Annotated in this window: 27 protein-coding genes and 1 riboswitch; of the genes, 14 read left to right on the top strand and 13 right to left on the bottom strand. The window is 43.6% G+C overall.

Going from position 1 to position 24,263, the window contains the following annotated elements; genetic code table 11:
* Nucleotides 1-1,662, top strand: coding sequence for a long-chain-fatty-acid--CoA ligase FadD (fadD, locus tag Q4549_RS07500; RefSeq protein WP_303550992.1), 1,662 nt, complete (start codon nucleotides 1-3; stop codon nucleotides 1,660-1,662).
* Between the two features lie 49 nt (nucleotides 1,663-1,711).
* The gene (rnd, locus tag Q4549_RS07495; RefSeq protein WP_303550995.1) at nucleotides 1,712-2,833 is read left to right on the top strand and encodes a ribonuclease D; all 1,122 of its coding nucleotides are present in this window, start codon (nucleotides 1,712-1,714) and stop codon (nucleotides 2,831-2,833) included.
* Here rnd and minE read toward each other — a convergent pair.
* The 3 genes from minE to minC are packed head-to-tail and all read right to left on the bottom strand — an operon-like array spanning nucleotide 2,808 to nucleotide 4,621.
* A complete protein-coding gene (gene minE / locus Q4549_RS07490; RefSeq protein WP_137674599.1) occupies nucleotides 2,808-3,071 on the bottom strand; it encodes a cell division topological specificity factor MinE in 264 nt (87 codons plus the stop codon). The two genes, rnd and minE, sit on opposite strands and share 26 nt — an antisense overlap.
* A 2-nt stretch (nucleotides 3,072-3,073) precedes the next feature.
* A complete protein-coding gene (gene minD / locus Q4549_RS07485; protein ID WP_137674598.1) occupies nucleotides 3,074-3,886 on the bottom strand; it encodes a septum site-determining protein MinD in 813 nt (270 codons plus the stop codon).
* Between the two features lie 30 nt (nucleotides 3,887-3,916).
* The gene (minC, locus tag Q4549_RS07480) at nucleotides 3,917-4,621 is read right to left on the bottom strand and encodes a septum site-determining protein MinC (protein ID WP_303550998.1); all 705 of its coding nucleotides are present in this window, start codon (nucleotides 4,619-4,621) and stop codon (nucleotides 3,917-3,919) included.
* Between the two features lie 112 nt (nucleotides 4,622-4,733).
* Between minC and Q4549_RS07475 the strand changes: the two genes are divergently transcribed.
* Genes Q4549_RS07475 through Q4549_RS07460 form a run of 4 tightly spaced genes read left to right on the top strand, consistent with a single transcriptional unit; the run spans nucleotide 4,734 to nucleotide 7,111 of the window.
* Nucleotides 4,734-5,018: a YcgL domain-containing protein gene (locus Q4549_RS07475; protein ID WP_137674596.1), complete on the top strand. Its 285-nt coding sequence runs from the start codon at nucleotides 4,734-4,736 to the stop codon at nucleotides 5,016-5,018.
* A 12-nt stretch (nucleotides 5,019-5,030) separates the two neighbouring features.
* Nucleotides 5,031-5,996 (top strand): lytic transglycosylase domain-containing protein, encoded by a 966-nt coding sequence (locus tag Q4549_RS07470; RefSeq protein WP_303551001.1) that lies wholly within the window; start codon nucleotides 5,031-5,033, stop codon nucleotides 5,994-5,996.
* Between the two features lies 1 nt (nucleotide 5,997).
* Nucleotides 5,998-6,663, top strand: a complete 666-nt coding sequence (locus tag Q4549_RS07465; RefSeq protein WP_303551004.1) for a fumarylacetoacetate hydrolase family protein — start codon at nucleotides 5,998-6,000, stop codon at nucleotides 6,661-6,663.
* Complete coding sequence (locus Q4549_RS07460) at nucleotides 6,656-7,111, top strand: YcgN family cysteine cluster protein (RefSeq protein WP_137674593.1); 456 nt, start codon at nucleotides 6,656-6,658, stop codon at nucleotides 7,109-7,111. The genes Q4549_RS07465 and Q4549_RS07460 overlap by 8 nt, the downstream gene beginning before the upstream one ends.
* Before the next feature lie 63 nt (nucleotides 7,112-7,174).
* Here Q4549_RS07460 and dsbB read toward each other — a convergent pair whose 3' ends face one another.
* The gene (gene dsbB / locus Q4549_RS07455) at nucleotides 7,175-7,684 is read right to left on the bottom strand and encodes a disulfide bond formation protein DsbB (RefSeq protein ID WP_303551006.1); all 510 of its coding nucleotides are present in this window, start codon (nucleotides 7,682-7,684) and stop codon (nucleotides 7,175-7,177) included.
* Nucleotides 7,685-7,735: 51 nt separating this feature from the next.
* Complete coding sequence (nhaB, locus tag Q4549_RS07450; protein WP_137674688.1) at nucleotides 7,736-9,307, bottom strand: sodium/proton antiporter NhaB; 1,572 nt, start codon at nucleotides 9,305-9,307, stop codon at nucleotides 7,736-7,738.
* Between the two features lie 246 nt (nucleotides 9,308-9,553).
* On the opposite strand from nhaB, the gene fadR reads away from it, so the two are divergent.
* Nucleotides 9,554-10,270, top strand: a complete 717-nt coding sequence (gene fadR / locus Q4549_RS07445; protein ID WP_303513011.1) for a fatty acid metabolism transcriptional regulator FadR — start codon at nucleotides 9,554-9,556, stop codon at nucleotides 10,268-10,270.
* An 80-nt stretch (nucleotides 10,271-10,350) separates the two neighbouring features.
* On the opposite strand, the gene Q4549_RS07440 is transcribed toward fadR, so the two are convergent.
* The 3 genes from Q4549_RS07440 to Q4549_RS07430 all read right to left on the bottom strand — a co-directional run bounded on the left by Q4549_RS07440 (nucleotide 10,351) and on the right by Q4549_RS07430 (nucleotide 11,886).
* On the bottom strand, nucleotides 10,351-10,710 hold the full coding sequence (locus Q4549_RS07440) for a glutaredoxin (protein WP_303551008.1): 360 nt from the start codon (nucleotides 10,708-10,710) through the stop codon (nucleotides 10,351-10,353).
* A 66-nt stretch (nucleotides 10,711-10,776) separates the two neighbouring features.
* Nucleotides 10,777-11,331 carry a TMEM165/GDT1 family protein gene (locus Q4549_RS07435; RefSeq protein WP_303551011.1) on the bottom strand — a complete coding sequence of 185 codons (555 nt, stop codon included), beginning with the start codon at nucleotides 11,329-11,331 and terminating at the stop codon, nucleotides 10,777-10,779.
* 15 nt (nucleotides 11,332-11,346) lie between these two features.
* Nucleotides 11,347-11,509, bottom strand: a riboswitch (yybP-ykoY riboswitch).
* 44 nt (nucleotides 11,510-11,553) lie between these two features.
* A complete protein-coding gene (locus tag Q4549_RS07430) occupies nucleotides 11,554-11,886 on the bottom strand; it encodes a translation initiation factor (RefSeq protein ID WP_137674692.1) in 333 nt (110 codons plus the stop codon).
* Nucleotides 11,887-12,085: 199 nt separating this feature from the next.
* Between Q4549_RS07430 and Q4549_RS07425 the strand changes: the two genes are divergently transcribed.
* Genes Q4549_RS07425 through Q4549_RS07415 form a run of 3 tightly spaced genes read left to right on the top strand, consistent with a single transcriptional unit; the run spans nucleotide 12,086 to nucleotide 14,791 of the window.
* Nucleotides 12,086-12,313, top strand: coding sequence for a FeoA family protein (locus Q4549_RS07425; protein WP_303551015.1), 228 nt, complete (start codon nucleotides 12,086-12,088; stop codon nucleotides 12,311-12,313).
* Complete coding sequence (gene feoB / locus Q4549_RS07420; protein ID WP_303551018.1) at nucleotides 12,310-14,568, top strand: Fe(2+) transporter permease subunit FeoB; 2,259 nt, start codon at nucleotides 12,310-12,312, stop codon at nucleotides 14,566-14,568. Before Q4549_RS07425 ends, feoB begins: the two co-directional genes overlap by 4 nt.
* A complete protein-coding gene (locus Q4549_RS07415) occupies nucleotides 14,549-14,791 on the top strand; it encodes a FeoC-like transcriptional regulator (RefSeq protein WP_303551021.1) in 243 nt (80 codons plus the stop codon). The genes feoB and Q4549_RS07415 overlap by 20 nt, the downstream gene beginning before the upstream one ends.
* Nucleotides 14,792-14,886: 95 nt before the next feature.
* Here Q4549_RS07415 and Q4549_RS07410 read toward each other — a convergent pair whose 3' ends face one another.
* The 4 genes from Q4549_RS07410 to nagB form a co-directional block, all read right to left on the bottom strand.
* A complete protein-coding gene (locus tag Q4549_RS07410) occupies nucleotides 14,887-16,428 on the bottom strand; it encodes an EAL domain-containing protein (RefSeq protein WP_303551023.1) in 1,542 nt (513 codons plus the stop codon).
* Nucleotides 16,429-16,538: 110 nt separating this feature from the next.
* A complete protein-coding gene (locus Q4549_RS07405; RefSeq protein WP_303551026.1) occupies nucleotides 16,539-17,768 on the bottom strand; it encodes an ROK family protein in 1,230 nt (409 codons plus the stop codon).
* Nucleotides 17,769-17,779: 11 nt separating this feature from the next.
* Nucleotides 17,780-18,916, bottom strand: coding sequence for an N-acetylglucosamine-6-phosphate deacetylase (gene nagA, locus Q4549_RS07400; RefSeq protein ID WP_235836253.1), 1,137 nt, complete (start codon nucleotides 18,914-18,916; stop codon nucleotides 17,780-17,782).
* A gap of 10 nt (nucleotides 18,917-18,926) precedes the next feature.
* Nucleotides 18,927-19,724, bottom strand: coding sequence for a glucosamine-6-phosphate deaminase (gene nagB, locus Q4549_RS07395; protein WP_137674698.1), 798 nt, complete (start codon nucleotides 19,722-19,724; stop codon nucleotides 18,927-18,929).
* Between the two features lie 286 nt (nucleotides 19,725-20,010).
* Here nagB and nagE point away from each other — a divergent pair, with 286 nt between their 5' ends.
* Nucleotides 20,011-21,453: an N-acetylglucosamine-specific PTS transporter subunit IIBC gene (gene nagE / locus Q4549_RS07390; protein WP_303551028.1), complete on the top strand. Its 1,443-nt coding sequence runs from the start codon at nucleotides 20,011-20,013 to the stop codon at nucleotides 21,451-21,453.
* Nucleotides 21,454-21,553: 100 nt separating this feature from the next.
* Here the strand turns inward: nagE and Q4549_RS07385 are convergent, their stop codons facing one another.
* Nucleotides 21,554-22,024 carry a CreA family protein gene (locus Q4549_RS07385; protein ID WP_137674700.1) on the bottom strand — a complete coding sequence of 157 codons (471 nt, stop codon included), beginning with the start codon at nucleotides 22,022-22,024 and terminating at the stop codon, nucleotides 21,554-21,556.
* Between the two features lie 172 nt (nucleotides 22,025-22,196).
* Between Q4549_RS07385 and Q4549_RS07380 the strand changes: the two genes are divergently transcribed.
* From Q4549_RS07380 to Q4549_RS07370, 3 genes are all read left to right on the top strand, one after another.
* Nucleotides 22,197-22,589: a cupin domain-containing protein gene (locus Q4549_RS07380; protein ID WP_303551031.1), complete on the top strand. Its 393-nt coding sequence runs from the start codon at nucleotides 22,197-22,199 to the stop codon at nucleotides 22,587-22,589.
* A 141-nt stretch (nucleotides 22,590-22,730) separates the two neighbouring features.
* Nucleotides 22,731-23,555: a helix-turn-helix transcriptional regulator gene (locus Q4549_RS07375; protein WP_303551034.1), complete on the top strand. Its 825-nt coding sequence runs from the start codon at nucleotides 22,731-22,733 to the stop codon at nucleotides 23,553-23,555.
* An 84-nt stretch (nucleotides 23,556-23,639) separates the two neighbouring features.
* Nucleotides 23,640-24,197, top strand: coding sequence for a YbhB/YbcL family Raf kinase inhibitor-like protein (locus tag Q4549_RS07370; protein ID WP_303551037.1), 558 nt, complete (start codon nucleotides 23,640-23,642; stop codon nucleotides 24,195-24,197).
* Nucleotides 24,198-24,263: the final 66 nt, after the last annotated feature.

Genomic DNA, 24,263 nt, shown 5'->3' with positions numbered 1-24,263 from the left:
GTGGATAAGGTTTGGCTTAATCGATACCCTAAAGATGTTCCTGCAGAGATAGACTCAGCACGCTATCAAACATTGATAGATGTCTTTGAAGAAGGTGCTGCTAAACACGCAGATAAGGTGGCCTTTATTAACATGGGGCAGGTGATGACCTATCGCCGCCTTGAAGAGCAATCACGCGCCTTTGCCGCTTATCTTCAAAATGAATTGAAGCTTAACGCTGGTGACCGCGTTGCTTTAATGATGCCTAACTTGCTGCAGTATCCTATTTGTTTGTTTGGTGCTTTGCGTGCAGGTATGGTGGTAGTTAACGTAAACCCGCTTTACACGCCGCGAGAATTAAAGCATCAACTAAACGACAGTGGTGCTAAAGCCATTGTGATTGTGTCTAATTTTGCGCATATTCTTGAAGAAATTGTAGAAGAAACCGGTATCGAGCATGTGGTTCTTACCCGTTTAGGCGACCAGCTTTCTGCAACCAAACGTACCTTAGTGAACTTTGTTGTAAAATACGTGAAGAAAATGGTGCCAAAGTACCATTTACCTCACGCTCAATCGCTCCGTTATGTTCTGTCTAAAGGGCAGCATCTCCAATATGTTCGCCCAGAAATCAAAAGTGAAGATCTAGCCTTTTTGCAGTATACCGGAGGTACCACAGGTGTCGCCAAAGGCGCGATGTTGTCACATAGCAATATGGTGGCTAACTTGCTGCAAGCTTTGGGTATTGTTGGCCCATGTTTGCGCGAAGGGAAAGAAGTGGTAGTAACAGCATTGCCGCTTTACCATATCTTTGCATTAACCGCGAACTGCATGGTGTTTTTTGCCATGGGGTGCCAGAACTTATTAATCACCAATCCTCGTGATATTCCTACCTTTGTTAAAGAGCTCGCCAAGACGCCCTTTACGGCAATCACAGGGGTAAATACCTTATTCAACGCCTTGCTAAATAATGACGATTTTGCCAAGTTAGATTTCGCCCGTCTGCGTTTATCACTGGGCGGGGGAATGTCGGTGCAACGAGCAGTTGCAGAGCGCTGGCAAGAAGTCACCGGTTCGCGCCTGATAGAAGGTTATGGTTTAACAGAGTGTGCTCCACTAGTTACCGTTTGCCCTTACGATTTAGAAGCCTATAACGGCAGTATTGGCTTACCAGCGCCTTCAACGGATATTAAGTTGGTGGGCGAAGATGGCCAAGAAGTCGGCGACGGTGAATCAGGCGAAATATTAGTGAAAGGCCCACAAGTGATGCAGGGTTACTGGCAGCGACCAGAAGCGACCGAAGAATCAATGCCTGGCGGTTGGTTCGCTACGGGTGATATTGCCACAGTTGATGACCAAGGTTTCTTCCATATCGTTGACCGCAAAAAAGACATGATTTTGGTGTCTGGTTTCAACGTATTCCCTAATGAAATTGAAGAGGTTATTTCAGGTAACGCTAAAGTGTTAGAAGTAGCAGCAGTCGGTGTGCCTAACGACGTAAGTGGTGAAGCGGTTAAAGTGTTTATCGTTAAAAAAGACGATTCACTGAACGAGAAGCAAGTGATAGAACACTGTCGCGAGTTTTTAACTGCCTACAAAGTGCCTAAGCTGGTGGAGTTTAGAGACGAACTACCTAAAACAAATGTGGGGAAGATCTTGCGTAGAGCCTTGCGCGAAGAGGCATAAACCGTAAAATGGTTAGCCATTAGATGCTTTCCACTAGGACGCCGCAATTTTGGCAGACGTAAACTTCGACATGATTGAAACAGAGGCGCAACTTGCGCCTCTGTTACGTTTTTTAAATGAACAAACCCCAATGGTATTAGCCATTGATACCGAGTTTGTTCGTACTCGAACCTACTATGCTCAACTGGGTTTACTACAAATTTACGATGGCCTGCAATGCTATCTAGTGGATCCACTAAAAGTGTCAATGGAACCGTTGTGGCAGGCTCTTGCCCGGCATCACTGGGTCTTGCATGCGTTTAGTGAAGACTTAGAAATCATTCAACGTTTAAGTGGAAAATTTGGCGCAACCGTGTTTGATACACAAGTTGGTGCGGCTTTTCTTGGTCATGGCATTAGCTTGGGTTACCAGCGCTTTATTGCCACAGAGCTAGAGATTGAACTCGATAAGGGTGAATCTCGTACCGATTGGCTCGCACGTCCACTGCGGGCTTCGCAATTAGATTACGCTGCTTTAGATGTTATCTATTTGCTACCCGCATATCTTAAGATTAAACAGCAGCTAGAAGAAGAAGGGCGTTTTCAAGCTGCATTAGAAGAAAGCACGCGTTTAGCAGCCTTGAAAAAACGTGTGGTAAACCAAGATGAAGTTTATAAAGACATTAAAAATGCTTGGAAGTTAAACCCGCAGCAATTAGCGGTGTTACAAGTGTTGTGTCGCTGGCGAATACAGCAAGCGGCAAGTCGTGATTTAGCCATTAATAATGTGGTACACGGTGACAACCTATGGGCCTTAGCGCGCTACCAACCAAGCAACGTGGATGAGTTACAACGGCTTAATTTACCACCGCAAGAGTTGCGTATTCATGGTCAACGTTTGCTTAAATTAGTGAAACAGGGTCAGCAAGTTAATACAGCGGATTTCCCTAAACCTATTAAACGTATTGTTGATTACCCAGATTACAAAAAAACCATTCAAGAACTTAAGTTGGTGGTGACTGCAGTCGCAGAAGAGTCGGGTTTGCCTGAAGACGTATTGGCGAGCAAGAAGGTGCTTAATCAATATATTGCGTGGAAACGTAAAGAGCACCAGCAAGCAGAAGAGTTGCCTCTACTACTTACTGGTTGGCGTAAGCCATTATTCGCTAATCACGTTGATCAGGAAGGGTAATATTTAGCTCAAGTACGCTAATGTCTTCACTCTTGTTGTCCAAGCTAACATTAACTTGGTCTGAGTTGATAGCAACGTACTTCTTTATTACTTCTATAATATCTTGCTTCATAGCAGGCAAGTAATCTGGCCCACTGCGCTCCCCGCGTTCGTGGGCAACAATAATTTGCAGTCGTTCTTTGGCGGTTTGCGCCGTTTTAGACTGTTTTGTCGTTCGAAAGTAGTCTAAAAGAGACATCGTTATCCTCCAAATAAGCGGCTAAATAGGCCTTTCTTTTGTTCTTCTAAGAAACGAAAGTCTACACTTTCGCCAATTAATCGACTTACAGCGTCGTCGTAAGCTAAACCAGCGTCACTTTCAGTGTCTAAAATTACTGGCTCACCAGAGTTAGACGCTTTAAGCACGGCCGGTGACTCAGGGATAACCCCAAGTAATGGTATCGCCAGAATATCTTGCACATCTTCTACGCTTAACATGTCACCGCGGTTAACACGCTCAGGGTTGTAGCGCGTTAATAGTAGGTGCTCTTTAACCGGCTCTTTACCTTGTTCTGCGCGCTTTGACTTACTGGCAAGCATGCCAAGAATACGGTCTGAGTCACGAACTGATGATACTTCAGGGTTGGTGGTAACAATCGCTTCGTCGGCGAAGTAAAGCGCCATGATTGCGCCTGTTTCAATACCAGCAGGAGAGTCACACACAATGTAGTCGAAACCTTGCTCTGCTAAATCGTCCAATACCTTCTGCACACCTTCTTTAGTTAACGCGTCTTTATCACGCGTTTGAGAAGCAGGAAGAATGAACAAGTTGTCGGTACGTTTGTCTTTAATCAATGATTGATTAAGGTTGGCTTCACCTTTGATTACGTTCACGAAGTCATACACTACGCGACGTTCACAACCCATAATTAAATCTAGGTTACGTAAACCAATATCGAAATCGATGATTACAGTTTTAAAACCTTTAATGGCGAGGCCAGTACCAATAGCCGCGCTGGAGGTTGTTTTTCCAACACCCCCTTTTCCTGAGGTCACAACGATAATCTTAGCCATTATCTTTCCTTTATAAATTCGTTAACGAAGTTAACTTAAATTACCAAATACGATTTGCTGGTCTTCTATTTGTACACATTGCGGCGCGTCGGCATGTTCGCCAATTTGCTCATGCAACATATAAACACCAGCAATAGAAATAAGTTCTGCTTGCAAGTTCTGACAAAATATTTTGCTGTCTTTTCTGCCGCTAGCGCCTGCGATAGCACGACCCCTTAATGCACCATAAATATGAATGTTACCGTCAGCAATCACTTCCGCGCCATTACCTACCGAGCCAATAATGACTAGGTCGGTATTTTGCGCGTAAACTTGTTGGCCAGAGCGAATCTGTCCGCGAACGATTTTACTTGGCACAGCCGCTGGGGTAGGGGGAGGTGTTGGCGCTTTTTCTTCTGCTGGTTTGCTGGGCTTGGCAGTTGCTTGTTGTGAGCCACTGGTCATTACGGCTAAACCTGCAGCACGGGCAGCGGTTTTTTGTTCAGAGGTACTACATCCGGTAACGCCTACTAATACAAAGTCTTGAGCTTCTACCACTTCCTTGAGTTGGTTGAAATCAAAATCAGCGTCTACTTCGCTAATATTCACTACTATAGGAGCACAGTTAAAGAACTGAGGCGCTTGCGCCACTTTTTCCATTAACTTGTTATTTAATGATGTTAAATCATTTTTTCCTAAGTAAACCACTGAAAGGGTAAAGTTTGTCCCTTTAAACTCTATTTCCTGTCCGGACATGAACAGCTGATTCCTTTTTACATTTGTATACGAGCAATGACGCTTCACTATATATTCTGATATAGTCGCGTTTTAGCATAACCTGATCAGTGACTAGGATACTAACATTTTCATGTTCTGTGCAGTCTATAAAAGTCTCAAAAAACAGCAAACTTATCTCTATATTGAGAAGAAAGACGATTTTTCGCCAGTTCCAGCGTCATTACTAGAGTTAATGGGGGCTAAGGAGCTGGTAATGTTGGTACCAAAACGACCAACAAAAGATTTTGCTAGTGTTGAAATAAACACCTTAGAAGCCGCGTTTAAAGAGCAAGGCTATTATTTACAACTACCACCACCTCCAGAAAACTATCTTAAGCAGCATTTAGCCGCTCAGGCTAAGGCAAAAAATGACTAAAAGGGGAAGTTAGTGAAAAAATTTATCGGTACGGTGCTATTCTCGGCTGCCTTCTCATTACACGCTGAACCGGGCTTTGATAACTACGTTGAAGAACTTAAAGTAGAAGCGGCTAGTGAAGGCATTTCACAAGCCACTATTGATGCCGCATTTACCAATGCCAAGTTTTACCCTCGCGCTGTAAAAGCAGATAAGCAACAGCCTGAGTTTAAGCTAACACTAGATACCTACTTGCCACGAGCAGTGCCCGACTGGAAAGTGCAGCAAGCGCGGGCGTTATATAAGAAACACTACCCATTACTCAAAGAAATTGAAAAGAAATATAAGGTGCAGCCGCGCTTTATTATTGCTTTGTGGGGAGTGGAATCCAACTTTGGCAAGTTTACCGGTAACTATAGTGTGGTATCGGCGCTTGCCACTATGTCTTATGAAGGCCGTCGCGAAGCGTTTTTTAAGAAAGAATTAATGAATGCGCTTCGTATTCTTGAAGATGGACATATTGAACCTAACAAAATGAAAGGCTCTTGGGCGGGTGCCATGGGTCAAGTGCAGTTTATGCCAAGTTCCTTTTTAGCTTACGCCCAAGACTTTGATGGCGATGGCAACAAAGATATTTGGAACAATACCGCTGATGCTTTGGCTTCTGCTGCAAACTACTTAGCGCAAAGTGGCTGGAACAATGATTTAACGTGGGGTCGCCAAGTTAAACTTCCAAACGATTATGATACAACGCACTCAGGCTTAAAAGTTAAGAAAAGCCTAAACGAGTGGCAAGCTATGGGCGTTCGCCGTTACGACGGCACTAACTTACCTATTCGCGATATTCAAGCCTCTATCGTTCAGCCAGACGACGCTCAAGGGCGTGCATATTTAGCTTACGATAACTACCAAGTACTGATGAAGTGGAATCGCTCGCATTACTTTGTGGCCGCGGTAGGTACTTTAGCTGATCGCATCGCTTACCCACCGGTGTTTTAAGGTGTATCAGCATCTCGACGAACAAGGCCAAGCCTTACCATTTACTGCGAATAAAGCAGTCTGTGTAGGGCAAAATTACTTGGCGCACATGCAAGAGATGGGGGGCGCGCCTGCTAAACAAGCAGTGTTGTTTATTAAGCCTAAAACCGCCATCACTGGTTTGGCAAACGGAGTAATGATTCCAAATGATGTAGATGAAGTGCATTACGAACTTGAGCTCGCCATATTGATTGCTAAGCCGCTTCGCAATGCCTCTCCTAAAGAATTGGATGATGCCGTTTGGGGATACGCCGCGGCATTAGATTTAACCTTACGCGATGTGCAGTTAGCGCTAAAACAAAGTGGTCATCCATGGGAGCGCGCTAAGGCCTTTGATAAGAGCTGCGTACTGAGTCACTTTAAGCCGATTAATAGGTTAAGTGAGTTGGCTGATGTTGAGCTACGTTTTGAGCAAAATACTCAGTTAAAACAGCAGGGCACAACAAAGCAAATGATCCGCAATCTAAGCACATTGCTGTGTGAAGCTTCACGCTGTTTTACTCTAGAGCCAGGAGATGTATTGCTAACTGGCACTCCTGCTGGCGTTGGCCCCTTGAAGGCCGGCGATAAGTTAGCATTTAAGGTTGCCGATATTTCGGTAGAAACAGAGGTTGTATTGAGTGAGTGAAGTAAGATTTTGGGAAACCAAAACCTTGGCGCAAATGACTGCCCAAGAGTGGGAGTCGTTATGTGATGGATGTGGTAAATGTTGTTTATCGAAGTTGATAGATGAAGATACCGATGAGTTGTATTACACCAATATTGCTTGTGTATTGTTAAACAGTAAAAGCTGCCAGTGTAGTGATTACCCGAATCGATTTGCTAAGGTCCCTGATTGCGTAAAAATCACTTTAGATGATATTGATGCATTTCATTGGTTGCCGCCTAGTTGTGCCTATAAACGGCTAATCGAAGGGAAACCGCTGCCAGAGTGGCATCCTTTGTTAAATAAGGGCAAGGCTTCGGAAATGCACAAACGTGGCGCTTCTGTGCGGGGTAAAATTGTGTGTGAAACGCAGTTAACGGGTCCGTCTCAAGATTACATTGTGCGGTGGCCTTTAGACGAGTGTGAATAGCGTTAAATGCCAGCCATAAAAAAGCCCGCGTTAAGCGGGCTTTTTTATGTTTATCTTTTAAATCTATTTCTTACGCCATTGCAGACCAAAGAACAAAACCCCGGCTGCTAAGAACACCGCAAATAATAGAATCAGCCACTGCGGCATAGACCAGCCTAAGAACATCCAAGAGATCTCGTCACAAAATCCATTTGGATTAAATAACCAAGGCACCCATTTATCTAGCGGCGCCCATTCAGGGAAGTTGGCAAAGAAGTCGCAGGTAGCAAATGGGCTAGGGTTCATTTGGTAGTCGGTATGGGTTATTGCTAGCTGCAAACCCCATGCGGCACTGACGATCCATAATCCAAAAGCACTTAAACGAATGACGATATTTTTAGGTGCAATCCAACCTAGTAAACCTGCTGCCATTAAACCAAACATGGCTACACGCTCATAAATACACATAACGCAAGGGTCAAGCTTCATGGCATGTTGGAAGAATAAAGCGCACAACTCTAATGATAAGCTACCAATAAAAAGCAGAAACCAAGGTTTACGTTGGTACGGCAAACTGCTTAAAAAATTGAGCATAATCAGAAACTCCTGTTAAAAAAGGCGATGCAAGCATCGCCGTTTTTAAAATTAATGTCCAGCAGAAACCGCTGACGCTGCGCCCGCAACGTGATGGCTAATCCATCCCATATCGTAGAAGTATTGAGTGGCAGGAATCAATGCAAATTCCACACACAATAAACCTACACCGGCTAGTACGATGGTGTAAGGAATGGCCATCCACACCATGCGCCCGTAAGACAAACGTAAAAGCGGAGCGAGTGAAGAGGTGAGCAAGAATAAGAATGCTGCTTGGCCATTTGGTGTAGCTACCGACGGCAAGTTAGTACCAGTGTTAATGGCAACCGCTAACATGTCGAATTGGTCACGAGTGATTTGGCCATCTAACCAAGCGGCTTTCACTTCGTTAATGTAAACAGTGCCTACAAACACATTGTCACTCACCATCGAGAGCAAGCCATTGGCAATGTAGAAGGCGACCAGTTGCCCCTCATCTTCAATCGATAGCACCCAGTGAATAACGGGTTTGAATAGCTCTAGATCAATAATCACTGCCACAATCGAGAAGAATACCGCTAGCAATGCCGTAAAGGGAAGGGCTTCTTCAAAGGCCTTTCCTAATTGGTGTTCCTCGGTAATTCCGGTAAATGCAGTGGCGAGAATAATCACAGACAAACCAATTAAACCAACAGCCGCTAAGTGCATGGCTAAACCAATAATTAACCATACTGCGATAAAGGCTTGAACGATAAGTTTTGCACGGTCACGGTTAGTACGCTTCTCATCTTCGTACTTATCGTAGTCGGTAAGAATTTGTCTAACGTTGGCAGGTAGTTTAGTGCCATAACCAAACTTGCCCGCTTTCTCTAGTAAGAAACAGGTTAACAGGCCAAATACTAGTACCGGTAAAGAGACCGGTGCCATGCGTAAGAAGAACTCAAAAAATTGCCATCCAGATTGGTCAGCAATAATGAGGTTTTGTGGCTCACCTACCATGGTACATACGCCGCCAAGCGCGGTACCTACACCAGCATGCATCATTAAGCTACGTAGAAAAGCGCGAAAACCTTCTAAGTCATCGCTGCTTAAGTCATCACCGGTGTGGTCATGCTTTTGGTGAAAGTCTTTTCCAGAGGCCACTTTGTGATAGATGCTATAAAAGCCGATAGCGACACTAATCACCACGGCAATAACGGTTAATGCATCCAAGAAGGCCGATAAAAATGCACCGGCTATACAAAAGGCTAAAGACAAAATCGCTTTATCTTTAATCTTAATGAGCATTTTGGTGAACATAAATAAAAGCAGTTGCTTCATAAAGAAGATGCCCGCCACCATGAAGATCAATAGCAGCACTACTTCAAAGTTATTCACTAACTCGTGCTTTACTGTTTCCGATGATGTCATCCCTATAGCTACTGCCTCAATGGCCAGTAAACCGCCCGGCTGTAATGGGTAACATTTTAAGGCCATAGCCAAAGTAAAAATGAACTCAATTACCAGCAACCAACCCGCAATGAAAGGGTCAATATAGAAAACGATGGGGTTAATAATTAGAAATAAAACAATGGCTTTTTTGTACCACAAAGGCGCATTGCCAAGAAAGTTCTTAGCAAAGGCACTGGATAGACTAGTATTCATCCTGAAATCTCATATTTGTTCGTATGGCAGGTCGAGTTTCCCCTACGAAAACTCGAGCGTGATTGTATGTGATGTCACGCATCTTTGATAGCTGAACGTTCGAAAATATCAAAATTCTTCAAGTCATGATAAAAAATGTCAATAGTTTTTAAAAACTGTAGGTTAGAGCCCGTACCACTTGCTTTTGCTTTAGTTAATGGTTTGTTATTATCATTTCAATAAAAACTAAAATAGACTGAGTAAATAATGGTAATAAAAGCAAAAAGCCCAGCGGGATTCGCCGAACAGTACATCATCGAATCCATCTGGAATAACCGTTTTGCTCCTGGCACCATCCTCCCTGCCGAAAGAGAACTATCAGAACTAATTGGCGTTACCCGCACCACATTACGTGAAGTCCTCCAGCGTTTGGCACGTGATGGTTGGTTAACTATTCAACATGGCAAACCCACTAAGGTAAATAACTTTTGGGAAACCGCTGGACTGAATATTCTCGAAACCTTAGCTAAACTAGACAGCGACGGCGTACCTGAACTTTTTGAACAGTTATTATCAGCAAGAACCAATATTAGTGTGATTTTTATTCGTGGTGCCTTAAAAAACAACCCGGAGAAAAGTCGCCAGTTAATTGAACAATACAAGCAATTAGAACAAACCGGTGAAGCTTACGCTGAGTTTGATTATCAAGTATTGCACGGCTTAGCTTTTGCCTCAGGTAATCCCCTGTATGCCCTAATTTTAAATGGTTTCAGAGGCATGTACCGTAGTGTCGGTAAGTATTACTTTGACGATCCCGTATCGCGCCAATTAGTCGATAAGTTTTATGACGACTTGATCGCCTTAGCGGACTCAGGAGAGCACGATAATGCGCTTCAAGTGGTGCGTAATTACGGTATTGCAACCAGTGAAGTCTGGAAGCGATTAAGAGATGTTATGCCAAGTGACATTATGGAAATTGACTAGCCTAGAGCTTGCCAAGATCTTAGGTAAATAAAAAAGCTCCTTACAAAAGGAGCTTTTTTATTACTGAGCAAAGCTGTGGTTTATGCCACTTTTTGCTCTAAGTAACGAATAATGTCATTTGATTCGTAAAGCCATTTTACGTTTTCGCCTTCGCTGATGCGCAAACAAGGCACTTTTCGAGAACCGCCTTCGCTTACTAACTCATCAAGAAATTCTGGCTGGGCTTTAATATCACGTAATCCAATGTTGATGCCGTTGCGTTTCATTGCGCGTCTTACCTTCACGCAGAAGGGGCAAGCAGCCAATTGGTAAAGATGTAAGCCTTGTAGTTTCTGATCAACTGCAGCTTGTTCATCAGGACTACGCTTTATCGATTTTGGCGAAAATACCGCGTTAAGTAACAAAATAATACGGCCTAAAATCCAACGAATCACTTTCATTTTTTACAACCCGAGTAACAATTTGCGGCAGAGTGTAACACAAACCGGCTAAAGCTTAAGCCTTGCTTAAAACAACAAGGTGCTTAAACCTAAGGCTAAAAATAGTATTGCTGTTAAGCGATGTATTAAGGTCATAGGCAGCTTGTCTACCCCTAGTTTACCGAGTAAAACAACTGGGATGTTTGCAATGCACATACCAATGGTGGTTCCTGCTATTACCATCCATAAGGCATCGTATTTAGCCGCTAAAATAACTGTAGCCACTTGGGTCTTGTCGCCAATTTCAGCAATAAAGAAAAGCACTAAGGACGCCAAGAAAGGGCCATGTTTTAGCATCGCGCTGTCTAAGTCGTCTACTTTATCGGGAATCAGCACCCAAATAGCCATGGCAATAAACGACAATCCTAGCAGCCAACGCAGTACATCAGGGTTTAACCAAGATTGCACCATTGCGCCAAACCAAGCGGCAGCGGCATGATTCAGTAGGGTTGCGACAATAATGCCGGCAATAATGGGCATTGGTTTACGAAATTTGCATGCGAGTAACAGAGCAAGTAACTGAGTTTTGTCGCCAATTTCGGCAATGGCAACAGCGGTGATGGAGGTAACAAGGGCTTCCATTAATATCTCTTAATGAGGCGAGCAAATAAACCAATGCACAAACGCCGCTCACCTCATAATAGCGTTAATGTGCAGTTGGTCTTGCCAGGCCTAACTAGGCTGCATTTACCATAGTGATTGTGCACTAAGTATGTTGATAAATGCCCCGCAACCAAAGTTACAGGCGGCTACTCCCCAAAAGCGCGCAGAAGATAGCGTGTAAGCACTGGTTAGTCAAAAGGTTTAGCCACCAATGCGTTTAGTTTTGTAATCACGCTGCTTCAACCATGCTTCAAGCTTGTCGCGTTGGTCACCTTGAATTTCAATCACATAGTCTTTTACGCTACCACCAACGCCACAGTGTTTTTTCATTTCTTTGCATAGGCTTTTTAACTCTGATTCTTCTAGCCCAAAGCCACTTAAGCAGGTTACTCCTTTGCCTTTTCGGCCTTTGGTTTCACGACGCATTTTAACAAAACCATCGCTGTCTGGAATATCTTCAGCTATGTCTTCAGGTTCAATGCGGCCTTGGTCGGTGGAGTAAACAAGTTGCGATAGTTGGTCTTTGAATGACATCTTCAAGTTACCTTTGTTGAAATTGGCTAAATGGTAGCGCATTTAGTGAAAAGGTTTCAAAAATAACACCTAAAAATATCTCACAAAAATACCAAGCTATATAAACCTGCTTGATATAGATCAAAGTTATATAGTGATGAGTGTCGCACAATCAACTAAATGAAAATCATTTCTATTTAGAATTGTCGGGTGGGACTCTATGTCATTGGATGAAATAGTCGCAGGTCAAAAAGCAAAGGTGTTAAGTTTGCAAAACTTGCCACGCGCTAGTCGAAAAAAGCTAATGTCGTTAGGCATATTACCTAATACAACCTTAACCATAGTTAGGCGCGCTCCCTTAGGTGATCCGATCCAGGTATCTGCCGCAGGCATTAACCTAGCCTTGAGTAATCTACAGGCAAAGGCGATTGAGGTGGAGTCGGTATGATTAAGCATAAAATTGCTACAGTAGGTAACCCGAATAGTGGCAAAAGTACCTTGTTTAATGCTTTGACGGGCAGTAAACAGAAAGTGGGTAACTTTAGTGGTATTACGGTTGATAAAAAGTCAGGTTGGATCCGCAAGGCCGATTGGCGATCTGAAGTGGTGGACCTCCCCGGCGTTTATAATATTGATCCTCAGTTAGACAATAGTTCTTTAGACGAGCGTATCGCTTGTGAGTTTTTACAGTCGGAACCTTTAGATCTAGTGATCAACGTGGTCGATGCCAGTGCAGTTGAACGTAGCTTATATTTGAGCATTCAACTTAAAGAACTGGGTTTACCGGTGGTGCTAGTACTAAACAAAATGGACACCGCTAAAGCAAAGCTGCTAAAAATTAAAGTACAGCAGTTTAGCGAACGCTTTAAGTTGCCGCTGGTATGCCTGTCTGCTACCTCTAAAAAGCAGGTAGAAGATTTCAAAGATAATCTTCCCCAGATTATTGAGCAAGCCAAACAGAGTGAGCCTCTAGAGTTAGAATATTCAGCGCCCATCGAAGCATTTTCAACAAAATGGCAAGCAAAACTGGGCTTTAACAAAGGCCAAGTATTGCGCTTGATAGAGCAAGATCCTTGGCTGATTAAACAGCTTGAACCTCAGTTAGTGGCAGAGTTAGAACAAGATTTTGTGCAATTTAACAATACTGATGTTGATTTAGAACTCGCGAATAGTCGCTACAACTTTATCTACCAACTTACACAAGATTGTGTTGGCAAAAAAGGCCACTTAAACCGAGATTACACGGCGATGATTGATAGCTTGTTGCTTAATCGCTGGATTGGTATTCCTGCCTTTTTAGGCGTGATGTACCTAATGTTTATGTTTGCCATTAATGGCGGTGCGGTATTCATCGACTTTTTTGATATTACTGCTGGCACTATTTTTGTTGATGGTGTGGGTGAAGTGCTGAGTAATGTCGGCGCTCCCGAGTGGCTAACTGTGGTGTTAGCAAATGGTGTAGGCGTGGGCATTCAAACCGTTGCTACCTTTATTCCCGTTATTGCGTGTTTGTATTTATTCTTAGCGTTACTGGAAAGCTCAGGTTATCTGGCGCGAGCGGCTTTTGTGGTAGACCGTGCTATGCAGGTGATTGGTTTACCGGGTAAAGCATTTGTTCCGATGTTAATGGGTTTTGGCTGTACCGTGCCTGCCATTATGGCGACCCGAGTATTAGAAAAGCATCGCGAGCGGGTATTAACTTCAGCCATGAGCCCATTTATGTCTTGTGGTGCGCGCTTACCGGTTTATGCATTGTTTGTGGCAGCGTTTTTCCCAGAGCAAGGCCAGAACATGGTATTTGGTTTGTATCTCATTGGCATATTGGCTGCGATTGTTACCGGCTTATTGCTTAAGTACACGTTGTTACCGGGCACTGCGCAAGACTCGGTTCTTGAGTTGCCAGACTACCAGTTACCTACGGCTTTTGGCGTATTGCTATTAACCTGGCAAAAAGTGCGTGGCTTTGTGGTTGGCGCAGGCAAAACCATTGTATTAGTGGTCGCTATTCTTAGCGTATTAAACAGTATCGGAACGGGTGGTGAGTTAGACGCCGAAGGCCAAGAACATTCAATTTTGAGTCGAGCTAGCCAATTTGTTACACCAGTATTTGGCCCAATGGGTATTGAGCAAGACAACTGGCCAGCAACGGTAGGTATTGTTACTGGCTTATTCGCTAAAGAAGCGGTAATTGGCACCTTAAACAGCTTATATGCCAATGCCAGTGAAGCAGACGAAGAGTGGACTTATCTAGGCCGTTTCCAAGAAGCTGGGCAAACCATTGTCGATAACTTTAACGACTTAAACTACGGTGACCCTTTAGGCATAGCAATTGAAGAAGCTGATAGCCTTGAAGCAGCAGCTGAAATAAACGAAGTTGATTTCAGCACTATGTCGCAGTTGGGCAAACACTTTACGCCTGAATCAGCCGTTTCGTTCATGTTATTCATTTTACTCTACATGCCTTGCGCAGCGGCAATGGGCGCATTGGTAAAAGAACTAGGTATAAAATGGGCGCGACTAATTGGCGTGTGGTCTACCTTACTAGCCTATAGCTCGGCCACTATTTACTACCAAGTGGCTACTTGGCAGCAAGCGCCAGTGTCTGCCAGCGTGTTGTTATTGGCAATGGTATTTATGTTGGCGGTTTGGGTACTATTTTTGAAACGTAAGCGGGCAGAGCATTTTGATATTACAAGCGCTTAAGGAATACATTGAAGCTAACCCTGGGGTTATGCTTAGCCAGGTAGCAAATCATTTCTCATTGAGTGATGACGCAGCGTTAGCGATGTTGCAGCCTTGGGTAAAACGCCATCGACTCCGCTTGGTTAAACTGGGCTCTTGTTCGGGTGGCTGTGGCTGCGGAGTGAGTGAAGAACAGTGGCAGCTATATTGGCAAAATGAAAGCCAAATAGGGGTTACGTGCTAAGCGGCGCAGTGGAAACATAGAGCAAAAAGGACAGTGTATTCACTGTCCTTTTTTTGGTTTTGTTAGTGGGTAAATTTGCACTTAGGCTTTGTAAATTAGTCTGTAGAACTGTTCGATTGCGTGTACTTTTCAACAAACTGGCTAATAGGCATGGGCTTTCCAAACATCCAACCTTGGCCAAACTCTACATCTAATTCTTCTAATACTTTGCATTGCATTAGGTTTTCTACACCTTCTGCGATGACTTTTAAATCAGATTTCTTGGCAATTTCTACCATGTGCGGTACTAACGACGAGCGAATAGAGCCCGCCTCTAAATCGAATACAAAGCTCTTATCAATTTTTAGGTATTGGCAGCGGAAGTTTTTAAGTTGTTTAAGGTTTGAGTAGCCGGTGCCAAAATCATCAATCGCCACTTCAAAACCCTGTTGAATAACATGATTAATGTGTTGATTGGCGACTAAGCTGTCGAGTTGCAGATCTTCTGTTATCTCGAGAGTAATGCCTCCTTTAAACTGCTGTACTTCTGGCAATCCTTGTAAATCAGCAATGTTGTTGTTTTCAACATCACAAGGGAAAATGTTAAAACTCACTTTCATATCACTAGTTATTGCACCACTGGCTTGTAACTGACTCAGAGCATCTTTAATGATCATTAAAGTAAAAGGCCAGGTTAAGCGCAGTTTGCGTATTTCTGGAATAAACTCATCGGGCATTAACTTGCCATGTTGATCTTCGAAACGAGTTAATACTTCTCCACCAATAATCCGTTTAGATTTAAGATCGACAAGAGGTTGAACATGGCAAACGAAGTGGCCTTTATTGATGCCTCGTCTTACACGAGAGCTCATACTGCCATGGCGTTTGATTAGGGTATCAGAACTGATGCTTATCAAAATGCCAAAGGCTGCACTAAACAATAACGAAAAGATTAAAAAACCGAACTTACTTTTAAGGAGGGTGTAGTTATACAAACTGAGGGCAATACAGAAATCGTAGGTCTGGCTACAACGATGAAAATAGTGATAGTTATCATCTACTTCTTCCATTTCATCTAGCTCTGCACGGCGAAACGTACCGGGTGTGCCTATTAAGTGGGTATAGTGATCATCTACTCGATTTACCACTTCCCATTGGTTATCACCGTATTCTAAGCTACTAAAGGTATTGTTAGCGATCACAACAGTGAAATCACCTTTACGGATGACCATGCCTGAATGCAGGTGATCAAATATAATCAATTGCTGGTTTAACCATACGTCGAAGTCTAAGTTAGTGGTGTAACTTGGCGGGTCTAATTCTAAGGGAACCTCTAGTTCCCCTCCTGTAGTGGTACAAGCTAAGTGGTTATTTTGTACTAAACCTGCGTCTTTAATGTAATCACTGAGGAATACCGTTTGGCGCATTTTTAGTAAGGACGCTGGGCTACAGTCGTCTATGTTTAAGTTAGCTAAGTCATCTAAGGATTGTATGGTGCTATAAAACACCGACTGGGTGAGGCTTAAAGTATTATCTGCATGATAGCGTTGCGACTGGCTGATGTCGTGCGAAAGAAATTGTAGAGAAATGACGGTCATTAATGCACAAGACAATAGCCCCGCAGTAACGATAAGTATTTGTTGTGTAAAAACTCGCATAAGCTTACATCCATGTACCTTAGTCGTCATAATTAAAGCACAAAAAGTTAATCTAAACCTAGTGCTTAGCGCGGTGTATTGCGCTTATTTTTTAAAACCTTAGCCTTAAATTACTGTTCGATTTGCTGCGCTTTTTCGTTAATTAAGCGAATCAGCAAGCTCCCATTAAGTAGGGCGCGTTTTACTAAGGCTAATCCGCCCATGGTTGGGTTGTTTTGAAAGTGTGCCGCTTCAATCGGTAAGTCTTCAGCAAACGAGCTTAGGGCTTGATGCTCAATACACTGTTTAATAGTGGGTAATAAAATGCTTTGTGCCGCCATTATCTCTCCCGCTAGAATGATTTTTTGCGGGTGAAATAAGTTAATAGTAATGGCGATGCTATTGCCGAGCATTTTACCTACACGATGCAATACTTGGTGGCACAACATGTCACCTTGGTTGGCTGCAGCGCAGACATCTTCAATGTTAAAGTCACCCTGTAAAATAGACGGGCAACCTTGGCTAATCAGGGTTTTTAATCGTTCTACAATCGCGGTATTAGAGACAATGGTTTCTAGGCAACCTACATTGCCACATTGGCATTTGTCGCCCAGAGGATCGACCTGAATATGACCTATTTCACCCACATCTCGGTTCTGGCTCATAAATACTTGGCCATTCACGATAATGCCGGCACCTGTGCCGCTATGCACACTAATCAAAATGGAATCGAGCACATCTTTAGTTGCACCAAAGTAATGCTCAGCTAGCGCCATCGCACGGGTATCGTTACCTACATAAGCTGGCAATAAGAATCGCGCTTCTATTAGGCTGGCTAGTGGGCAATCTCGTAACTGATAGTGAGGAGTGTATACCACCGTGCCTTCGCCTGGGTTCACTAAACCAGACAAGGTAACCGCAACCGCAATAAGATTTTGTGAAGCTTCAAGGTGTTGCTGAATAAAGCTATCGATGTTGTTGAGCAGGGTGTTTACTAGGGCGTCTTGTTCCACCTCTGGCACATCAAGATTACTGTGAGCATGAGATATTCCGCTTAAATCAAACAGCGAAATGTCCATGGTCCCACGGCCTAATCGCACCGAAATAAAGTAGTAATGGCTTTGCTCGGTCATTAAGGAAATAGCCCGGCGCCCTCCGGTAGAGGCTTGCTGGGCAACTTCTTTAATTAAACCGGTAGCTAATAGCTGGCGGGTGATTTTGGTCACGCTAGCAGGTGCCAATTGGCTTTGTTCTGCTACTTTTACGCGAGAGATCGGACCTAATTGGTCAATCATCCCATACACCGCCGCGGTGTTTACCTGTTTAACTTTATCTACGTTTACGATTAATTTGTCATTCATGCTTTGCTTGCTTAAAACTGAGTAAGTTGGCCGTCGCTAATACAGAGCGTGACATTAAAATCTTGGTCGAAGGCCGTTAAGTTGGCAGTGTAACCTGCTTTAATTCGACCAAAGTCCTTGTCTCTATTGATGGCGGTTGCTGGGTACAAAGAGGCCATTCTTAGGCTGTCGCGCATAGATAAACCTACTGATTGTACGCAGTTTTTTACTGCTTGAATCATGGTTAAAGCAGAGCCGCCGAGTGTACCATCATCACCAAAGCAAATCCCATCCTGTACTGTGATCTTTCGCCCAACAAAATCAAAGCTAGTGATATCGGCACCTGCAGCAGCGGTGGCGTCGGTCACTAAACACAGTTTGTGGCGTAATAATCGTTTAGCTATTCTCACATTGGCATCGTCTACATGGTGGCCATCGACAATAATCCCAGCAAACAGGTTGTGATCAAAAATCGCGCCTACCACACCTGGTTCACGCCCGGTCATTGGACTCATGGCATTAAACAGGTGGGTTGCAAAACCAGCGCCCGCATTAATGGCTTCGCTAGCTTGTTGGTAATTAGCATTGGTGTGGCCAAGAGACACTAAAATACCGGCTTCTTTAAGCGCGGCTATAGTACTTAGCTCAACATGCTCTGGTGCCAGAGTGACTTTTTTAATGGCATCGCTGTTGTCTAACAAAAAACGCAAACGCTGTTGGTTTAGTTGTCTAATCAGTGCTTCGCTGTGAATGCCTTTTTTATCTACGCTAAGGTAGGGGCCTTCTAGGTGTAATCCTAGGTTAACCGAGCCATGGCTGCGTTGGTGAGCTCGTGATACCTCAACGGCTTGCTGCATCTCTTCGTCATCGGTAGTAATGAGGGTTGGCATGAAGTTAGTGGTGCCGCTTTTAATATTAGACTGATGCATAATCTCTAAATTGCGGGTACTAAAGTCGCCATTTAGCATCACACCGCCACAACCGTTTAGTTGCAGATCTACAAAACCCGCACTTAGCACTGAACCATTTAGGTCAATGCTTCTTATTTGTGGCGATACTTGCTGGTTAGGAACCACCGATGTGATGTGACCATTTTCAATCAGTACTGAATAGCCGTTTAACAATTCACTACCATCAAAAACCAGGGCATTGGTAAGGGCGTATATCATTCCGTTGTTCCTAAATGTTCTTTATATTGTTGGCTTCAAGCTCTTGAAAGTAGCGTACTGTTTTTACTTTCAATTCCATGGTTGAAGGCTCGTCGCATACTATCATTCCTTTGGGATGTAGTTGTAGCGCAGAAATGGTCCATAAATGATTTACACTGCCTTCTACTGCTGCCTGTAGGGCCTGCGCTTTGTTATGTCCGGTCACTAATATTAAAATTTCTTCCGCATCAAGAAGGGTACCTACGCCAACCGTAAGTGCTAAACGCGGTACTTCATCAATGTTGTTGAAGAAGCGCGAATTAACCATACGCGTATCTTCGGTAAGCGTTTTTACTCGTGTACGCGACGCCAGTGAAGAGGCGGGTTCGTTAAATGCGATGTGGCCATCTACACCAACACCACCCATAAACAAGTTTATTTTCCCATAATGCCTAATTTTGGCTTCGTAATTGGCGCACTCTGCTTCCAAATCTTCGGCATTGCCGTCAAGTAAATTAATGTTTTCTGGCTTGATGTCTATATGTGAGAAGAAGTTGTTGTGCATAAAGCTGTAGTAGCTTTCAGGGTGGTCACTTGGAATACCAACATATTCATCCATGTTAAAAGTAACCACATGCTCAAAGCTCACCATGCCTTGTTTGTGCAGCTCAATAAGATGTTTATAGGTGGTTAGCGGAGTCCCGCCGGTAGGGCACCCCAATACAAAGGGTTTATCTTCGCTAGGATTAAACGACTTAATTTTCTCTGCGATATAAAGTGCAGACCAGCGTCCTACTTGTTCTTTGTCGAGTAAAGGTATGAGTCTCATCGGTATTCTCCACGTAATTTCAAATTAGCTTAGCAGTTTAATTTTTATCGCGAAATAAGATTTAGATAAAATGTGACTAAAGGCGACATAAAAGCAATTTATGAATGCTTTGATCACACTTTTGGAAGGCTTTATTTGCGAAGGAAATTTAATTATTTACACTGCGAATTAAGTTCTTGGTGGAACATTAAACGAAACACGCTGTGAATTTGAACACCAAGGTCGAGTTGGCAGATGCCGCTGATAAATTTGAATTTGGTTAATAATAGCCATAAAGAGGGACACTATGTTTAGCTATTTACAGAAGATTGGTCGCGCCTTAATGGTACCGGTAGCGGTACTACCCGCAGCCGCTATTTTAATGGGCATAGGTTACTGGATTGACCCAAACGGCTGGGGTGGCAATAGTGCACTGGCGGCTTTTTTAATTAAGTCTGGTGCGGCCATTATCGACAACATGTCGGTACTGTTTGCCATTGGTATTGCCTACGGCATGTCTCGGGATAAAGACGGCGCCGCGGCCTTAGCAGGCTTTGTTGGCTACATGGTGGTTACTACTTTGCTATCGCCGGGTGCGGTAGAGCAAATTGGTTTAGTGGTACTAAACGATTCTAGCACCTTGGCGTTTTCAAAAATTGAAAACCAGTTTGTAGGTATTATTAGCGGGATTATGGCGGCTGAGTTATACAACCGTTTCTACCAAGTAGAATTGCATAAAGCTTTATCGTTTTTTAGTGGAAAGCGTTTAGTGCCTATTCTTACGTCGGTGGCCGGTATCGGTGTTGCCTTTGTATTAATGTACTTGTGGCCAATTATTTTTGGTGGCTTGGTTCACTTTGGCGAAAGCATTACTGGCTTAGGGTCGGTTGGTGCGGGTATCTATGGTTTCTTCAACCGCTTGCTTATTCCTGTTGGTTTACACCACGCACTTAATGCTGTGTTCTGGTTTGATATGGCTGGTATTAACGACCTTGGTAAGTTTTTGAGTGTATCGGCTGACGCTGTACCGGGTGAAACAGGGCGTTACATGGCAGGTTTCTTCCCTGTGATGATGTTTGGTTTACCTGGCGCAGCCTTGGCTATTTACCACACCGCTAAAGCAGAAAATAAATCTAAAGTTGCCTCAATCATGATTGCTGCAGCAACGGCGTCTTTCTTTACTGGTGTTACCGAACCACTAGAGTTCGCCTTCATGTTTGTAGCGCCTGTGCTATATGTAGTACATGCCTTACTCACCGGTATTTCAGTATTTATTGCGGCGTCTATGCAGTGGATGGCAGGCTTTGGCTTTAGTGCTGGTTTGGTTGATATGGTGTTGTCGTCACGTAACCCATTAGCCACTAATTGGTACATGCTTATCCCACAAGGTTTAGTGTTCTTTGCAGTTTACTACTTCGTGTTTAAAACCATGATTATTAAAATGAACCTTAAAACACCAGGTCGTGAAGACGCTGACGAAGGTGAAGAAACCTCAAGTGTTGGTGGCAGCCATGCAGAAACTGCTGGTTTAGTATTAACAATGTTAGGTGGAACAGACAACGTAGTACTTGTAGACAACTGTGCTACACGCCTTCGTTTAGAAGTAAAAGACAGCGACCGTGTTGATGTAAGCGGGCTTAAAAAACATGTACCTGGTGTGATTGTGCCAAGTAAAACGGCAATACAGGTAGTGATTGGTCCACACGTAGAATTTGTAGCCAACGAGCTAAAAATTCTCGCCGCCAAGTAGGGTATTAAAGAAAGAATAGCGCTCTGTAACTGTCGTTATAACTGTACTGTTTGGCCCTCTGGAAGAGGGCCTTTTTTATATCTGTTATTTGTTTAACAACTTATTGAGTCGCTTCTATCTGCGAGCTGTAAGCTTGAGTTCCCCACAGAGGTACCGTAGACAAGCTATGTTTGTAACTGCCCGAGGTTTCTTTAGTGGAATAAGATAGATACATTAAGGTTTGCGATTCAGCATCGTAAATTCGGCGTATTTTAAGTGACTTAAAGAGTATGCTTTTCGATTTTTTAAACACCACTTCTCCCGATTTCGATTTATCGATGCTAGTAATCATAGCCGACGTAATTTCACCCGTTTGGCGGCAAGAAATAGACATATCACTGGGGTCAGCAAAATCTAAGTCAGCTTCTACATTGGCAATATGACAAGTTACTCCGCTAACAATGGGATCTTTAAGCACGCTAATTTTAATATCTTTAGTGGTTAGTAAGCCTAGAGAGACATCGGCAACTTCATTGCTATCACAAGCAACCAACAGGCTACTGGCAAGGAGCAGGGCGAGGGCATTTTTCATTATAAGTTTCTCTAAATAAGTGACTAATTGTTTAGGTCTTTGGTCTACGCTACTGGTCTTAAAGGTAATTATCAATTAGCGTGAGTAAATTAATTCTAAACTTTAATTCGGTTCTTGCTAACGTATGGCGCGTCGCGATTTAACGGTCAAGTGGTGTTAAGAGGAAAGTAGAATGAGCAAAGCAACGGTTATTGCCTTAAACCAACAGTTCGAGCATTTGCAATTTGTGGGTAACCGCACACCAGATTCTAGCGAGGCTGAATTAGCGGGAGCGTTTAGTGAACTGTGTCACTACCGAAATGGTGCAATTTATATTGGGCATTATGCGGGTAGCAGCGAGTGGGAACGGCACAGCCAAGGTGACGAGATTGTGCAGGTGATTGAAGGGGCAACAAATCTGGTTTTATTAACGAAAGACGGTGAAACAAGCTTAAGTCTTAGTGCCGGTGAATTAATGGTTGTACCGCAGAATACATGGCATCGCTTTGAAACACCAAAAGGAGTGAAGGTAATGACCGTAACGCCGCAACCCACGGATCACCAAGTTGATACGCCAAGCCTTTAACGGGTAATTTTTAACGGCAAGCTTATAACCGTAAGCAGTAATAAGCGTGCTTTAAGCCCTTGGTTGCAGCTAGGTCGTTTTAATCGAAATAGCGCAAATAAGCCTGCTAGCAAACACTTATTAACATTAAATGAATGAGACATGGAAAAGTTACTGGTTAGTATTCAAAAAGCAGTGAGCCAAATGGACGTAAAGGAATTGCCATTTTCAGTTTACTCTTCGGTTCACGAGCAAATGTTGCTTAATGTACCCATCTCGAAACCCTTATTAATTGTGGTGATCAATGGCAATAAACAACTGGGCGAAAATGCTTCAATAGCGTGTCCTAGTGACCACTTCATTTTCTTAAGTGACAGCCCCGCCATCAATATGCGAAACATTCCTAAGGGTAACTCTTATTTTGCATTGTTGATTGAGTTTGATTACCAAGACTTTAGCGAATTACCCAGCAACGTTGCAGCGGCTAGCAAGGTAAAGCCTGATTATTTTGTGGCCAAAACCAACACTGTTTTAAAACAGTGTTTACAGCAATTTGTAGAATGCAGCTTGTGGGCGCCTAAAGCGCTTCAAAGCTCAAGAAAGAGAGAAATACTAAGCTTGCTTTATTCGCTTGGGCATCGGCAAATCACCACGATGATGGGCAAGCCTAAAGTTAGCCATCGCTTGCACGACCTATTTCGCGATAAACACTTCAATGACTTATCAATCGCAACTATCTGCGAGCACCTTGCGATGAGCGAATCTACCTTACGCCGAAAGTTAAACGCAGAAGGAACCAGCGTTCAAGAAGTGAAAGACCGAGCGCGGCTGGGGCTTGGCTTACATTTGTTGCAAACGAGTGATGACCCCATCGGTTTAATTGCTGAGAAATGCGGTTATCATTCCCCCTCGCGATTTACCGACCGCTTTAAAAGCCACTTTGGTTTAACCCCTTCCGAGCTAAGAAAAACCAGAATGACCGAATAAGGCGAATAGTTGGGGGTTTTAGGACTAATTACGCTTAAGCGTGCGCGCTAGCATAGTGACTCGTTGATTAAACAAGGATCTATCATGCGTTTGTTACCTATTTGCTGTATTACTTTTTCACTACTTGGCACTTTACCCGCTGTAGCCAACACCTTCACCTTAACCAGTACAGATATTGCTCAAGGTGAAACAATGAATAAGCAACAAGAGTTCACGGGTTTTGGCTGCTCTGGCGCTAATGTTTCGCCACAACTTAGCTGGCTTAATCCTCCGGCTGGTACTAAAAGCTTTGCCATTACGGTATACGACCCGGATGCACCTACTGGCAGCGGTTGGTGGCATTGGCAAGTGGTAAATATCCCAGCAAGCATAAACGCTCTCGCTTCCGATGCGGGGAATGTAGAAGGGAAAAATTTGCCTATGGGTAGTGAAATGGTGGGTAATGATTATGGCTACAAAGGCTTTGGTGGCGCTTGCCCACCGCAAGGGCATGGTGTTCATCACTACCAATTTACCGTACATGCGTTGTCGGTAGAGAAGCTTGATTTACCGCAAGATGCATCTGGTGCGTTGGCTGGGTATATGATCAATGCCAATACCATTGCATCGAGTACCCTAGAAGCTTTATATAAACGCGACTAATACCCACTAGCGGGTAGTGTGGTAAACCTTGGCGTAATAGCTTGGGTTTATTGCATTAGCTAACGC

The organism is Agarivorans sp. 2_MG-2023 (genome assembly GCF_030548085.1).
In the GTDB taxonomy this organism is placed as follows: domain Bacteria; phylum Pseudomonadota; class Gammaproteobacteria; order Enterobacterales; family Celerinatantimonadaceae; genus Agarivorans.
The sequence above is the reverse complement of the archived record's forward strand: the minus strand, read 5'-3'. Positions and strand labels throughout refer to the sequence as shown.

Bases quoted from the DNA above. Each gene is read 5' to 3' on its own strand.
- minD (WP_137674598.1), bottom strand. From the start codon at position 3,886: ATGGCTAAGATTATCGTTGTGACCTCAGGAAAAGGGGGTGTTGGAAAA.
- minE (WP_137674599.1), bottom strand. From the start codon at position 3,071: ATGTCTCTTTTAGACTACTTTCGAACGACAAAACAGTCTAAAACGGCG.
- nagE (WP_303551028.1), top strand. From the start codon at position 20,011: ATGTTTAGCTATTTACAGAAGATTGGTCGCGCCTTAATGGTACCGGTA.
- Q4549_RS07475 (WP_137674596.1), top strand. From the start codon at position 4,734: ATGTTCTGTGCAGTCTATAAAAGTCTCAAAAAACAGCAAACTTATCTC.
- Q4549_RS07425 (WP_303551015.1), top strand. From the start codon at position 12,086: ATGTCATTGGATGAAATAGTCGCAGGTCAAAAAGCAAAGGTGTTAAGT.
- Q4549_RS07440 (WP_303551008.1), bottom strand. From the start codon at position 10,710: ATGAAAGTGATTCGTTGGATTTTAGGCCGTATTATTTTGTTACTTAAC.
- Q4549_RS07410 (WP_303551023.1), bottom strand. From the start codon at position 16,428: ATGCGAGTTTTTACACAACAAATACTTATCGTTACTGCGGGGCTATTG.
- nagB (WP_137674698.1), bottom strand. From the start codon at position 19,724: ATGAGACTCATACCTTTACTCGACAAAGAACAAGTAGGACGCTGGTCT.
- Q4549_RS07405 (WP_303551026.1), bottom strand. From the start codon at position 17,768: ATGAATGACAAATTAATCGTAAACGTAGATAAAGTTAAACAGGTAAAC.
- Q4549_RS07430 (WP_137674692.1), bottom strand. From the start codon at position 11,886: ATGTCATTCAAAGACCAACTATCGCAACTTGTTTACTCCACCGACCAA.
- Q4549_RS07370 (WP_303551037.1), top strand. From the start codon at position 23,640: ATGCGTTTGTTACCTATTTGCTGTATTACTTTTTCACTACTTGGCACT.
- Q4549_RS07435 (WP_303551011.1), bottom strand. From the start codon at position 11,331: ATGGAAGCCCTTGTTACCTCCATCACCGCTGTTGCCATTGCCGAAATT.
- Q4549_RS07385 (WP_137674700.1), bottom strand. From the start codon at position 22,024: ATGAAAAATGCCCTCGCCCTGCTCCTTGCCAGTAGCCTGTTGGTTGCT.
- nhaB (WP_137674688.1), bottom strand. From the start codon at position 9,307: ATGAATACTAGTCTATCCAGTGCCTTTGCTAAGAACTTTCTTGGCAAT.
- nagA (WP_235836253.1), bottom strand. From the start codon at position 18,916: ATGATATACGCCCTTACCAATGCCCTGGTTTTTGATGGTAGTGAATTG.
- Q4549_RS07380 (WP_303551031.1), top strand. From the start codon at position 22,197: ATGAGCAAAGCAACGGTTATTGCCTTAAACCAACAGTTCGAGCATTTG.
- feoB (WP_303551018.1), top strand. From the start codon at position 12,310: ATGATTAAGCATAAAATTGCTACAGTAGGTAACCCGAATAGTGGCAAA.
- fadR (WP_303513011.1), top strand. From the start codon at position 9,554: ATGGTAATAAAAGCAAAAAGCCCAGCGGGATTCGCCGAACAGTACATC.
- minC (WP_303550998.1), bottom strand. From the start codon at position 4,621: ATGTCCGGACAGGAAATAGAGTTTAAAGGGACAAACTTTACCCTTTCA.
- dsbB (WP_303551006.1), bottom strand. From the start codon at position 7,684: ATGCTCAATTTTTTAAGCAGTTTGCCGTACCAACGTAAACCTTGGTTT.
- Q4549_RS07375 (WP_303551034.1), top strand. From the start codon at position 22,731: ATGGAAAAGTTACTGGTTAGTATTCAAAAAGCAGTGAGCCAAATGGAC.